We start from the raw sequence: 13,483 nt of genomic DNA on the forward strand, positions 1-13,483 counted from the left end.
ATACAACAAATGGCCGAATTCAATAGAATTCAGCCATTGTTATTCTTCTTGAAAAGAGTGGAATTTAAGCCAGCTTGTTGATGTAGATAGCAAGCTTAGACTTCAGATTAGCTGCCTTGTTAGCATGGATGATGTTAATCTTAGCCAACTTGTCCAGAGTCTTCTGCATAGCAGGGTAGAGAGCCTGTGCCTCAGCCTTATCTGTAGTAGCGCGAAGCTTACGAACAGCGTTACGCATAGTCTTTGCGTAGTATCTGTTGTGAGCGCGACGCTTCTCCTCTTCTCTGATTCTCTTAATTGATGATTTGTGATTTGCCATTTCGACTAATCTTTTACTTGTTGTGAATTGTTATTATTGTAGTCCCTAGGAGAGTCGAACTCCTCTTTAGAGAATGAAAATCTCTCGTCCTAACCGATAGACGAAGGGACCGTTTATCTTCTTAGCGGTTGCAAAGATACGGCGAGTTTTTCAATTATGCAAAAAAAACTGAAAGAAAATTAGTTTTTGTGTCAAAAAATGCCTCAAAAAACTCTGTTTACGCCCTTTTTTAGTAGTTTTGTGCGTAAATTTGGTATCATGCTGCAAAAAACAAAGGGAATAGTTCTGCATGTTTTGAAGTATGCCGACGCATCTCTAATCGTTGATGTATATACCGAGAGGTTTGGGCGACTGGCTTTTTCTGTGCGTATGTCAAAGTCGAAAAGAAGTCAGGTCAGGACTTCGCTCTTCCAGCCGCTCGCGCTGCTCGACATGGAGATTGACTACAAGCCGAACCGGCAGCTTCAGCGGGTGCAGAGTATGGCTTCGGAATATCCGTACAGTACAATTCCGTATAATCCGGTTAAGTCGACCATTGCGATGTATCTTTCAGAGGTGCTTTATCGCATTATTAAGGAGCAGGTTAGCGACGAGCGTCTGTTCTCTTACCTTTATTATTCTCTGTTGTGGCTCGATAGGGCAGAACGTGGCATTGCCAACTTTCACCTTGTATTCATGATGCGTCTTTCGCGGTTCTTAGGCATCTATCCTAATCTCGACGATTTCAGCAGCAGCAGTTTCTTCGATATGCGCAACTCGTGCTTTACGCCGATGCTGCCGGGACATTCGCAGTATCTAATACCATCCGAGGCATCGAAACTTCCGCTGCTTCTGAGGATGAACTACGACACGATGTATCTGTTTTCATTCACTCGCAGTGAAAGAGACCGATGCCTCGAACTTATTAGTGACTATTATCGGCTTCACATTGCTGATTTTGCCGAGATTAAGTCGTATGAGATTTTGAAAGAAGTCTTTTCTTAGGCGAGAAGGCTCTTTACAACGGCTGAGATTGCCTTGCCGTCGGCTTTTCCTGCAAGTTTCTTGCTTGCCGTGCCCATAACCTTGCCCATGTCTTTAGCTGATGTTGCGCCAACCTCGGCAATGATTTCCTTCAGGGCTGCTTCGAGTTCTTCTGGACTCATCTGCTTTGGCAGGTAGCCCTCGATTACTCTGACCTGTGCAAGTTCTTCCTCAGCCAAGTCCTCACGACCTTTCTCCTTGTAAAGATTAGCCGATTCTGTTCCCTGCTTTGCCAATTTCTGAAGAATCTTAAGGGCTGCATCGTCCTCGAGAGTATCGTTTGCTCCCGGAGCAGTCTTTGCCTCGATGAAGTATTTCTTTATGTTGCGCAAGGTCTCGAGTCTTACCTTGTCCTTTGCCTTCATTGCTTCTTTGATGTCATTGCTGACCTGATCGAATAGTGCCATAATTGCTGTAATTTTTTATGTTGATTTTTATAAGAATCTGATTGTTCCGTCGTCGGCAACAGGATCTTCCGTAACCTGATTGTTGGTTGTTGTGACAGACTGGCGCTGCTTTATGCTGTTCAGCGTCTTGATGTCGCGCTTGTAGGCTGGCGAGTTCTCCACGTCGCTGACGATATTGTCATCGTCGAGGTCTTCGGGGTTGAAGATGAACAACTGATATTCCTTGTTGCCCTTCTGACCAAGACCGCGATAGTATTTGTCGATGGTGTCGCTCATTCGAGCCTCGTCGATGCCCTGTCCGTTTATTGCCTCCTTTGTGCCGAAGCCCGATGCCAGAACTGTGATTCTGACCTTGTCGCCAAGTGTCGGGTCGTCGTAGAGTCCCCATTTGCAGACGTAATCGTCTTCGAGGTTGTCCATAAACTCGTGTATTTCGTCCATCTCGTCGGTGCGTAGACCCGTATTGTCGTCGCCGCTGCTGGCAATGTTGAGCAGAATGCGCTGCGCCTTCCAAATCTCGTTGTCATTCAGAAGCGGAGATTTCAGAGCCTCGTCGATGGCTTTTCTTATTCTGTTGTCGCCCGAAGCCTCGCCGGTACTCATAAGTGCCACGCCGCCGTTTCGGAGAATGGTGCACACATCGTTAAAATCGAGGTTGATTGTACCGTGCATGTTAATGATGTCGGCAATGCTTTTCGCTGCGGTTGTAAGCACGTTGTTGGCATATTTGAAGCCGTTGTTCAGCGTTACGCCCGGATAAACCTTGCTTATTCGCTCATTGTTTATGATAAGCAGGGCATCAACATTTTTGCTGAGTTCCTCAACACCTTCGATAGCCTGATTGATTTTTCTCTTTCCTTCCCACATGAACGGAATGGTAACTATGCCCACGGTGAGGATGTCTTTCTCTTTTGCAGCCTTGGCTATTACAGGCGCAGCACCTGTTCCGGTTCCGCCGCCCATGCCGGCTGTGATGAATACCATTCGTGTGCCGTCGCTCAGCATCTTGTTTATGTCTTCGAGGGTAGCCTCTGCCTCGGCACGACCTTTGTTAGGGTTGTTTCCTGCTCCAAGACCTTCGACGCCGAGTTGCAGCTTGCGGGTGATAGGGGAGTCGTCGAGAGCCTTCTTATCGGTATTACAAACCACGAACGAAACGTCGTTTATTCCCGTCTGATACATCTGCTTTATGGCGTTGCCGCCACCGCCGCCAACGCCAATAACCTTGATTATCGGAGCATCTTCGGGATGATCGAGGACGAATGAATTCATAAAATCATCGTCGTTTATGTTGAAATCTATATTTGGCATAATTGGTTAAATCAAATGTTAATTATTAGGTTCATCTACCTCCTCGGTGACGACGTCGGTTAGAGTTTGGATGCCTTTTTTCAGTTTGTCAAAGAAAGGATTACCGTTTTTCTTCTTTGTTGCAGAATGTTTATGCTCTTCTGGTTCAGCTGCCTTTGGTTTGAATACTGGTTCCGGCTTTGGTTCTGGTTGAGGCTCAGGCATTGGTGTTTCTACAAAGCTGACAACCTCGGGTTCTTTTTCGTGAACAGGCTCTGGCTGAACAAAGTGTTCTGGCTCTCTCTGAATTACCTGTTCAACAGCCGGCTTAGGCTCTTCGGTAACGATTGGTCTTGGCTTGATAACCAGTTCCTCTGTGAATTTAGGAGACTCGTACACCTGCTTTGGCTCTGGTAGAGGCTCTGGTTCAAGTTCCGGCTCAGGAACAAATGGTTGGACATCCTCAGGATATGGCTGAGAATCTGGCTTTGGTTCTTTTCCGTCGAACATATTGTCCATGTCACCAGCCTTTACCATTGCGTTGCAGTTCTCGGTTGTCTTCTTTGCTGCAAGAAGCGCGAGCGCAGGAAGATAAACGAAGTCCTCGCACTTGTCGAAATCCTCGCTTATAGAACTTATGTTGATGAAGTTCTGCTGTGCGTTTCTGATTTTTACGTTGTAGATGTTTTTCTGAATGGCTGTCTCGAGAGCTTTCAGAACTGAGCCACGGCCAGTTATGATGATTCCGCCGAGCAGTTCGTTGATGCTGAAGCCCGACAGTTCAATCTGGTGTGTTACGTTTAGCAGGATCTCCTTGATTCGTGCCTCTACCACAGGCTGAAGTTCGCTCGACTTGTATTCAATATCATTGATAATGAACACCTTGTCGTCCTCCTGCTCGTTCTCGTCGGTAAGGGCAAGAGCCTGCTCGCACTTGAATGCCTCGGACCAGTCGTAGTCAATCTGCATTCCGTTGTCGAAATCCTTGTTTATGGTGTTGCTTCCGAGCGGAATTACTGCCAAGTGACGAAGGATGTTGTTGCGGTAGATGCTGACGGTTGTGGTCTCTGCACCAAAGTCGATGAGGATACACCCCGAGCGTTTCTCGTCTTCGGTAAGAAGATTCTCGCCGAGCACCAGCGGAATAAGTCGGGTGTCGGCAATGCTTACGTTAGCATCCTTGAAACTGTTCCACACTCTGTCTCTCAGGCGTGGATTGGCAATTACGTTGATATATTCGCATCGGATACTCTTTCCTTCTGTTCCTACAGGGTCGGTAGTAAGGTCTGAGCCGATTTTGTATTCTTGGCTTATAACGTTGAAAACCTCAGCGTTAGGATAAGTTACGTTCTCACTTTCGTTCTGCATCGACTTGACAATCTTGCGGTCGATTTTTGTAGAACTTACGAAAACTTTGCTGACTGTGTTTTTCACCGAGCGTATAGACTGGCCTCCGATGCCAACATATACCTTTGATATTTTTCCTAGGTCTCTAAAGGCAAGTTGCTTGTCAAGTTTGGTCTTGATAGATCTGATGCAGTTGGCTGTTTTGTCTATATTTGAAACAACACCTTTTCTTATGCAGCCGTTGCTCTGTTCGGTTGCATAAGCCAACACCTTAACACCGTCGGGCTCCTTTCGTCCTACGATGCCGACTATCTGTGATGTTCCCAGTGTTATTGCAGCTATAAAATCTTTTGCCATATATATGTTATTCTTTATTTGTACAAATTATTTGGTTGTCAAATTCAAGGTTTATCATCGAGTATCTGTCCCATCCAACCTTGCCGAGTATTTTTTTGTAGAACTGTTTGAGACGTGTGAGTTTCTCTTCCAAGTTCTCGCCCTTGCCCAGAAGGACTATGTGGTCGCCCACTCGTGGAATCAACTGTATCTCGCGGCTGGCAGTAACATTTATCTGCTCTATCTGGCAGTCCCAGAAATTGTCTTCCTGAATGATGTTAGCCAGTTCGAGAATCTCCTTCTTTGCGAGCTTGCGGTCTATGTTGCCTGTGGCAATCACGATGTCTGCCGGATGTCCTTTGCTCGAGAGAACGAAGCCGTTGTGGTCGAGATAGTAGTCTTCGCCGTTGTTCGACATTATTCTCACTATCGGTTTCTTCTGCGTTGCCTCGATTATAACCTTTCCGTTTGGTGTCTTGTAGCAGTTTGCCGTGTTGATGTACGGCTGCCGCAGCAGTACGGCTTCTATCGCCTTGCAGTCGATTCGGCTGATTCTCTCACCCTGCGGATACATCTTTGCCGACTTCAGCAGCATCTTTACGTTTGATGACGTGATGTAGTCGAGCTGCGCGCTGTCCTTGACTGTTATCTCAATTTGCGAGCAGACGGTTATTTTGCTTTGGTCGTCGGTTTTGAACAGGGCAAAAACCAGATATGTTATCAGCGCAACCAGAAGCAGAACTTGCAGAATGATTTTCAGCTTCTTATTCCACATTTCGGGCTCTTATCTTTTTGACAGAATCTCTGTTATCTCAGGAACAAGATTCTCGATGTCGCCTGCTCCGAGCGAGATGAGCACGTCGAACTCGTTGTTCTTGATGATGTCGATAATCTCGTCTCTGTGGCACATCTGCTTCTTTATTCCCGGCCGCAGATTGTTGTATATCAACTCGCTTGTAACGCCCGGAATAGGCTGTTCGCGCGCTGGATAGATGTCGACCAAGATAACCTCGTCGAGAAGTGACAGACTGCTAGCGAAATCCTTGTAGAAATCGCGTGTGCGTGTGTACAAGTGCGGTTGGAAGAGGGCTGTAACCTTGCGGTTCTTGTACAGTTCCTTTATTGAAAGCGCGCTCTGCTTAATTTCAGCAGGGTGGTGCGCATAGTCGCTCAGGAACACAATCTTGTCGTTTTTAATCTTGAAGTCGAAACGGCGGTCAACGCCTCCGAACGACAACATTCCGGCTTTAATTTCCTCGTTTGATACTCCGCTCATCTGTGCAAGAGCCATTGCTGCGATTCCGTTCTCGATGTTGATGCTTACCGGAACGCCAAGCTGAATGTCCTTGATGTTGCCGAATGGCGAAACAAAGTCGAAGAAAATCTCGCCGTTGCCGATGCGTATGTTCTCGGCGTGGAAGTCGCCCTCGTCGCGGCTGTATTCGTATAGTCTTACTCCATCCTGCAAAGCCGGCTTCATTTCAAGCCCCTTGTGAAGGATTAGTGCGCCGCCCGGCTGAATGAGCGATGTGTATTTGGTGAAACTCTCAAGATAAGCGTTCTTTGTTCCGTAGATGTCCAGATGGTCTGGGTCGGTTGCGGTGATTACGCTTATGAACGGAGTGAGGTGATGGAACGAGCGGTCGAACTCATCGGCCTCGATAACGACATATTCGCTCTTGTCAGAGAGAATGTAGTTTGTCTTGTAGTTCTTTGATATTCCGCCCAAGAAGGCGTTGCAGTCAACCTTGCTTTGGTGCAGAAGATGCGCAGCCATTGTCGATGTCGTTGTCTTTCCGTGAGTTCCGGCAACGCACAGACCTTTGTATGCTCTTGTAAGTGCTCCCAGAACCTGAGCGCGCTTCTCGATGTCGAAGCCGTTCTGCTCAAAGTACACAAGTTCCTTATGGTCGCTCGGAATGGCAGGGGTGTAAATTACGAGCGTCGTATCCTTGTCCTTGCAGCACTCCGGAATAAGAGCCTCGTCCTCCTCGTAGTGGATTTCTGCTCCCTCTTTCTGCAACTCCTCTGTAAGGTTGCTTGGAGTCTTGTCATATCCGGCAACGAAGATGCCTTTTGACAGAAAATATCGGGCTATGGCGCTCATGCCGATGCCGCCGATTCCTACAAAATATACTGATTTTATGTCGTTTATATTCATTTTTTTTATTTGTTAGAGTAAGTTGTTGCCAACTTGAAAACTTCGTTTGCAATTACGTTAGCCGAGTCTCTCAAGGCCAGTTTGGCGATGTTCTTGCTCAGCGATGTCAGTTTGTCTGAGTCGTTTACAGTCTTAATAGCCAGAGGCAGAAGCGTGTCTTTAGCCTCGGCGTCCTTCACGAACAGAGCCGCGTCGTTGTTTACCAGAGCCATGGCGTTCTTTGTCTGATGGTCTTCTGCAACGTTTGGCGAAGGAACGAGAATCACCGGCTTCTCGAGCAGGCAGAATTCAGATATCGAGCCTGCTCCTGCTCTCGAAATCACGAGGTCGGCAGCCGAGTAGGCATCTTCCATCTTCGATATGAAGTCTGTTACGAACAGATTTTCGGGTTTACCCTTTGTGTCGAGTTCTTTCAGAATCTGAGCGTTGTAGAATTTGCCTGTCTGCCATATGAACTGTATGCTGTCTTTAACGGCTTCGATTTCAGGAAGATGATTAAGAATGCTCTCGTTTACGGTTCGTGCTCCGAGGCTTCCGCCAACGATGAGAACCGTTTTCTTCTCAGCCGACAGTCCGAAGGTTTTTATTGCCTCTTCCTTCGGCTTCTGGTTGTTCAGCAGTCCCTGACGTACAGGATTTCCGGTAAGCATAATCTTCTCGGCAGGGAAGAAGCGTTCCATGTTGTTGTATGCCACGCAGACTTTGCTTGCCTTCTTTGCCAGCGACTTGTTTGTTACGCCGGCGTATGAGTTCTGTTCTTGAATAAGACATGGAATGCCCATGGAGTAGGCTGCGTTTAGTGTTGGTGCAGAGGCATATCCGCCCACGCCCACGGCAACCTGAGGCTTAAAGTCCTTTATGATTTGCTTTACCATGTTTTTGCTCTTGAAGAAATCCATCATAACACCGATGTTCTTCGGACTCCATAGTGGTCTGATAAGGCCTCTTACAGGTAAGCCTTTTATTTCGTATCCGGCTGCCGGAACTCGTTGCATTTCCATTCTGCCCTCGGCGCCTACGAATAGGATTTTAGTATTAGGGTGCTGTTCTTTTATAGCGTTGGCGATAGAAACGGCTGGGAAAATGTGTCCGCCAGTGCCTCCACCGCTTATGATAACTCTTAGTTCGGATTCCATAAAAAAATATATTTTTTGCAAAAATAAAAATAAAAACAATATATAAGGTGCATCAGTACAATTTATTGGAAATTTTTACTCAATATTGTCCTCATCGTCATAATCCGTTGTTTCGATGGCCGTTTCTTTTGGCAATGCACTCTGCTGATTATCTTCTTTTTCCGTAACGTAGCGGCTTATGCTCAGAATTATTCCGATGTATATTCCGCTGATGATGATTGACGAACCGCCTCGGCTCACGAAGGGCAGCGGCTGTCCGGTAACGGGAATGATGGAGACTGCTACCGCCATGTTGGTTATTGCCTGGATGGAGATGATTAGCGCAATACCGATGAGCGTGAACATTGGGAAGACCGTTTTGCACCGCGAGGCTATCTGCCCGATTTTTATTACGAGCACGATGTACATGAACATCACAAGCCCAGCTCCGAGAAGTCCTGTTTCCTCGATGATGATGGCAAAGATGAAGTCGGACGATGCCTGCGACAAAAAGTCGCGCTCGCTCGAGTTTCCCGGCATCTTTCCAACGCCGTGACTCGATGCTATGGCTATGTTGGCGTGTGCAATCTGCGCATCCTTGTCGAGGTCGAAACTGTCGGCAGGAACGCGTTCCGAACCGAAGTTCTTCAGACGGTTCTGCCAAGTTATTGCTCGGTGCGTTGCCGGAACGAAGGTCGACACAATCTTGAATATCTGCGGCGGAGTATATCTCAGCACCACAAACGTAGTGCCGCAGAACAAGGCTATGCTTACCAGAATCTTCCGGGCATACCGTGCCTTCATCTTTCCGATGAAGAGCATGCACAGAACCGTTACGAACAGCAGCATCGAGGTCGAGAAATTCTCGCTCAGGATAAGCAGAAATACCGGTGCGGTTACGCCAAGGGCTATGTTCACGGTCTTGTCGGTTAGTTTGCCGTCGGTGTTGTCTCTTCCCTTCGATATTATGTTGGCAATGAGTAGGATGATGCTCAGTTTTGCTATTTCCGAAGGCTGAAACTGAAAGCCGAAGAGGCTAATCCATCGGGTTGAGCCGTTGGTCTCTTGTCCTATGAATTTTGTAAGGACAAGAAGAATGATTGACACAATATATCCCACCGCTCCGACAAGGCGGAAGTATTTGAACGACTGACGATGAACAAGCCAAGCCACTAATATACCGCCAAAGAGCAAGATTGAGTGTTTGGTTATGGGAGCCCACAAGTCGTTGCTCTTGAATGTGAGTCGGCTGTCTGCGCTGAACACTTCGATAAGCGAAACGGTGCAGAGAAACAGATACACAATCCAGATAATCTTGTCTCCTTTGAGTATGTCTTTTAAGCTGAAGATATTCATCTGTCGAATTCAGTTTTGTTTAGAGTGAACGAACCAGTTCCTTGAACTGCTCACCTCTGTCTTCCATGTTCTTGAACAGGTCGAAACTTGCACAGCAAGGGCTCAGCAGAACGGTTGCTCCCGGCTCGGCGAGCTCTACGCAGGCTGCAACGCAGTCCTTCATGCTGTGAGTGTCGCGCACAGGGATTCCGAGCTTGTCGAAGTTGTCGTGAAGCTTCTGGTTGTCTGCTCCGAGATATACAAGTCCCGAGCATTTCTCCTTAACCAAGTCCATGATGGCGTTGTAGTCGTTACCTTTGTCCTTTCCGCCGATGATGAGGACGGTCTTAGTCTTCATGCTCTCGAGGGCGAAGAAGCAGGCATCAACGTTTGTTGCCTTCGAGTCGTTGATGAAGCGAACTCCGTTCTTTGTATCAACATATTCAAGACGGTGCTCAACGCCCTTGAACTCTTTCAGACCCTTGATTATGAACTCGTTTGGAACACCGGCATAGTTGCAGGCGAGTGCTGCTGCAAGCTGGTTGTACACGTTGTGGCGTCCCATCAGCGCAAGGTCGCTCTGAGCAATGGTGAATGGCGATTTGCCTTTGATTGTAACGGTTTTACCGTCGGCATATCCTTGGCAGCCGTCCTCAACCTTGTCGGCAAAGGCAACTTTCTGAGCCTTCAGATTGTATTTCGGAAGTTCTACGGTTACGACTGGGTCGTCGTTCCAGTATACGAATGCGTCGTTTTCTGTCTGATTCTGGATGATGCGCATCTTTGAATCTGTGTAGTTCTGCATCTTGAAATCGTATCTGTCAAGATGGTCGGGAGTGATGTTTAGCAGAACGGCTACATCAGCCTTGAACTTGTACATGTTGTCGAGCTGGAAACTGCTAAGTTCGATGATGTAGTAGTCGTGCTTCTCCTCGGCTACCTGAAGGGCGAGGCTGTGGCCGATGTTTCCTGCCAGTCCGGCATTCAGGCCAGCCTCCTTGAATATGTGGTAAATCAGCGATGTCGTTGTTGTCTTGCCGTTGCTTCCGGTAATGCAAATCATCTTGGCATCGGTATATCTGCCTGCAAATTCGATTTCAGAAATGATAGGAATGTTGTGTTCCTTTACCTTTACAATCATCGGAGCGTTGTCGGGAATTCCCGGGCTCTTTATAATCTCGTCGGCATTAAGGATTAGTTCTTCGGTATGCTGTTTTTCCTCGAACTCGATGCCGTATTTCTGCATCATCTCCTTGTAGTTGTCCTTGATTGCGCCCATGTCCGACACGAATACGTCGAAACCCTTCTTCAGAGCCAGTACGGCAGCTCCTACGCCACTTTCGGCAGCACCTAATACAACGATTCTCTTGCTCATTTTTCTAAATTCTTTTTATCGTATTTTTAATGTTAGTATTGTGATTGCTGCCAAGATGATGGTAGTAATCCAGAAACGAATTGTAATCTTTGACTCGTGGAATGAGTGTCTCGGAAACTTGATGAGATACTTGCACTCAGGGTCGAGTTGCTCGGGAAGCACACGGAAATTGTCGTGTATCGGGGTGCGCTTGAAGACTCTCTGCTTCACGCCCTTCTTCTTTCCGAGTTTGAAATATTCTACCTGTAGAATTACGCTGAGGCTCTCCATCAGGAACACGCCGCACAAGATAGGCACAAGCAACTCTTTGTGAATGATGATTGCTATTACGCCGATGATTCCGCCGATGGTAAGGCTGCCTGTGTCGCCCATGAAAATCTGTGCCGGATATGCGTTGTACCACAAGAATCCGACGAGCGCGCCAACGAATGCGCAGATGAATATTACAAGTTCCTGCGAGCCAGGAATATACATGATGTTAAGATAACTTGCCATCTCGATGTGACTCGAAACGTACGACAATATTCCCAATGCCACGCCTATGATTGCCGAGTTGCCGGCGCACATGCCGTCCATTCCGTCGTTGAGGTTTGCGCCGTTGCTCACGGCTGTCACAACGAGGATTGTAACGATACAGATAAGAATCCATGTGGCAGGCTCCTGATATTCTCCGCAGAAAGATACAATCTTTGAATAGTCGAGGTTGTTGTCCTTGAAGAACGGAATTGTCGTCTTCGTACTCTTTTCCAATTCGCTCTTGTACGTTACCTGAGTGCTGTGTGCCTTGTTCTCTATCGTCACGTTCTCGCGAATCTTGGCATCGGGACTAAGGTAAAGCGTAAGACCGACAATCAGTCCTATTGTAACCTGACCCACAATCTTGAACTTGCCCGGCATTCCTTCCTTGTCCTTCTTGAAAATCTTGATATAGTCGTCGAGAAAACCGAGAATTCCAAGCCAGATAGTCGTTACGAGCATCAGAATCATGTAGATGTTTCGCATACGTCCAAGCAGGAAACACGGAATAAGAATTGCTACGATGATGATGATTCCGCCCATCGACGGAACGCCAATCTTCTTCACTCCGAACGGGTCGATAGAAGCATCGCGCTGTGTCTCTGCAATCTTTTTCCTCTTCATCATCTTTATGAAATACTCGCCGAACCATGCCGAGATGATTAGCGAAAGCACCAATGCAAGGATTGCACGGAACGAAATGTACGACCACAGGTGCGAGCCCGTCACACCAAACTGTTCGAGATATCTGAATAGATAGTATAGCATGTTTTGAGTTTAAATCTTTTTCTTGTTGTTTAGTTATTGAATATTTCGGTTACGACTTCCTTGTCGTCGAAGTGATGCTTCACGCCCTTTACATCCTGATAGTTCTCGTGTCCCTTGCCGGCAATCAGGATAACGTCGTCGGGTTGGGCCATCATGCAGGCTGTGCGGATGGCTTCCTTGCGGTCTACGATAGAGATTACCTTCTTCATCTGCTCGCTGCTGAGGCCTGCAAGCATATCGTTGATGATGTCTTGAGGCTCTTCGAATCGAGGGTTGTCGCTTGTGATGATAACCTTGTCGCTATGGTTTGCCGCCTCTTGTGCCATGATAGGACGCTTGCCCTTGTCGCGGTTTCCGCCTGCGCCGCATACGGTTATAATCTGGCCTTTCTTCGAGCTCTTCATAACTTCTTCTATTGATTCGAGAACATTTACGAGAGCGTCTGGAGTGTGAGCGTAGTCTACGATGGCTGTGTAGCCGTTAGGAGAGTGCAGAGTCTCGAATCGTCCAGAGACAGGCTTCAGCGTGCTCAGGATTAGCAGAACGTCCTCAGCCTTCTTTCCAAGCATGATTGCTGTTCCGTATACAGCCAGAAGGTTAGACACGTTGAACTTTCCTGTAAAGTTTACGCCTACTTCCTTTCCGTTGATGTCGAGATACATACCCTCGAAGTGCTGTTCTATGATGTTGGCCTTGAAGTCGGCAATTGTGCGTGTAGAGTAAGTCTTGACTGTTGCCTTTGTATTCTGAACCATGAACATTCCGTTCTTGTCGTCGAGGTTTGTAACGGCGAAGGCATCCTTGTCGAGGCTGTCGAAGAAGCCCTTCTTTGCGTTGCGATAGTTCTCTACGGTCTTGTGATAGTCAAGATGGTCGCGTGTAAGATTTGTAAAGATTCCGCCCGCGAATTTCAGTCCGCCGATGCGCTTCTGTGCAACAGAGTGCGAACTCACTTCCATAAAAGCGTATGCGCAGCCCTCATCAGCCATGCGTCCAAGAAGTGCGTTCAGCGTGATAGGGTCGGGCGTTGTGTGGTCGGTTGGTACGGCAACATCGTCGATGTAGTTGCATACGGTTGAGACCAGTCCGACCTTGTATCCCATCTTGCGGAACATATTGTATAGCAGGGTGGCGATGGTTGTCTTGCCGTTTGTTCCGGTTACGCCGATAAGCTTCAGCTTGCTTGTCGGATTTCCGTAGAATGTCGTGGCGCACTTGCCAACCGCATCTTCGGTGCTTTCAACCTGAATGTAAGTTATTCCTTCTGTCTTTTCTGCTGGAATATCCTCGCACAGAATAGCCTTCGCTCCCAGTTCAACCGCCTTGTTTATGTAGTTGTGTCCGTCAGCCACCGTTCCCTTGATGGCAACGAACAGGTGATTATCCTTTATAAGGCGAGAGTCGATGTTTATGCCCTCGATGTTACGTTCTGTATCACCTATGGTTTGCAGAACCTTCAGATTACTGATAATTTCTGACAGTTTCATATCT

The 13,483-nt window shown here is 47.4% G+C and carries 12 protein-coding genes and 1 tRNA gene; 1 reads left to right on the top strand and 12 read right to left on the bottom strand.

Translation table 11 applies throughout. The features are described from left to right. Positions 1-64: 64 nt before the first annotated feature. Both rpsT and T538_RS18280 read right to left on the bottom strand, forming a co-directional pair. On the bottom strand, positions 65-319 hold the full coding sequence (gene rpsT / locus T538_RS0100490) for a 30S ribosomal protein S20 (RefSeq protein ID WP_031531630.1): 255 nt from the start codon (positions 317-319) through the stop codon (positions 65-67). Positions 320-358: 39 nt separating this feature from the next. Then, a tRNA-Glu gene (locus tag T538_RS18280) sits at positions 359-430 on the bottom strand. 147 nt (positions 431-577) lie between these two features. Here T538_RS18280 and recO point away from each other — a divergent pair. Then, the gene (gene recO, locus T538_RS0100495) at positions 578-1,303 is read left to right on the top strand and encodes a DNA repair protein RecO (protein ID WP_031531631.1); all 726 of its coding nucleotides are present in this window, start codon (positions 578-580) and stop codon (positions 1,301-1,303) included. Here recO and T538_RS0100500 read toward each other — a convergent pair. From T538_RS0100500 to T538_RS0100545, 10 genes are all read right to left on the bottom strand, one after another. Beyond that, a complete protein-coding gene (locus tag T538_RS0100500; RefSeq protein WP_031531632.1) occupies positions 1,300-1,749 on the bottom strand; it encodes a GatB/YqeY domain-containing protein in 450 nt (149 codons plus the stop codon). The genes recO and T538_RS0100500 overlap by 4 nt on opposite strands. A gap of 27 nt (positions 1,750-1,776) precedes the next feature. Then, positions 1,777-3,060 (bottom strand): cell division protein FtsZ, encoded by a 1,284-nt coding sequence (gene ftsZ / locus T538_RS0100505; RefSeq protein ID WP_231497044.1) that lies wholly within the window; start codon positions 3,058-3,060, stop codon positions 1,777-1,779. An 18-nt stretch (positions 3,061-3,078) separates the two neighbouring features. Next, complete coding sequence (locus T538_RS0100510) at positions 3,079-4,743, bottom strand: cell division FtsA domain-containing protein (protein ID WP_051655768.1); 1,665 nt, start codon at positions 4,741-4,743, stop codon at positions 3,079-3,081. 7 nt (positions 4,744-4,750) lie between these two features. After that, complete coding sequence (locus T538_RS0100515) at positions 4,751-5,497, bottom strand: cell division protein FtsQ/DivIB (protein WP_031531636.1); 747 nt, start codon at positions 5,495-5,497, stop codon at positions 4,751-4,753. Between the two features lie 9 nt (positions 5,498-5,506). Next, the gene (gene murC, locus T538_RS0100520; RefSeq protein ID WP_031531637.1) at positions 5,507-6,883 is read right to left on the bottom strand and encodes a UDP-N-acetylmuramate--L-alanine ligase; all 1,377 of its coding nucleotides are present in this window, start codon (positions 6,881-6,883) and stop codon (positions 5,507-5,509) included. Positions 6,884-6,888: 5 nt separating this feature from the next. Further along, complete coding sequence (murG, locus tag T538_RS0100525) at positions 6,889-8,019, bottom strand: undecaprenyldiphospho-muramoylpentapeptide beta-N-acetylglucosaminyltransferase (RefSeq protein WP_031531638.1); 1,131 nt, start codon at positions 8,017-8,019, stop codon at positions 6,889-6,891. Between the two features lie 75 nt (positions 8,020-8,094). Beyond that, on the bottom strand, positions 8,095-9,354 hold the full coding sequence (locus T538_RS0100530; protein WP_051655769.1) for an FtsW/RodA/SpoVE family cell cycle protein: 1,260 nt from the start codon (positions 9,352-9,354) through the stop codon (positions 8,095-8,097). A 19-nt stretch (positions 9,355-9,373) separates the two neighbouring features. After that, entirely contained in the window at positions 9,374-10,708 is a 1,335-nt protein-coding gene (murD, locus tag T538_RS0100535; protein WP_031531640.1) for a UDP-N-acetylmuramoyl-L-alanine--D-glutamate ligase, read from the bottom strand. A 15-nt stretch (positions 10,709-10,723) separates the two neighbouring features. Beyond that, positions 10,724-11,992, bottom strand: coding sequence for a phospho-N-acetylmuramoyl-pentapeptide-transferase (locus T538_RS0100540; protein WP_031531641.1), 1,269 nt, complete (start codon positions 11,990-11,992; stop codon positions 10,724-10,726). Between the two features lie 29 nt (positions 11,993-12,021). Next, positions 12,022-13,479: a UDP-N-acetylmuramoyl-L-alanyl-D-glutamate--2,6-diaminopimelate ligase gene (locus T538_RS0100545; RefSeq protein ID WP_031531642.1), complete on the bottom strand. Its 1,458-nt coding sequence runs from the start codon at positions 13,477-13,479 to the stop codon at positions 12,022-12,024. Between the last annotated feature and the right edge of the window lie 4 nt (positions 13,480-13,483).

Source organism: Bacteroides sp. Ga6A2 (genome assembly GCF_000702225.1).
GTDB lineage: Bacteria > Bacteroidota > Bacteroidia > Bacteroidales > Bacteroidaceae > Ga6A1.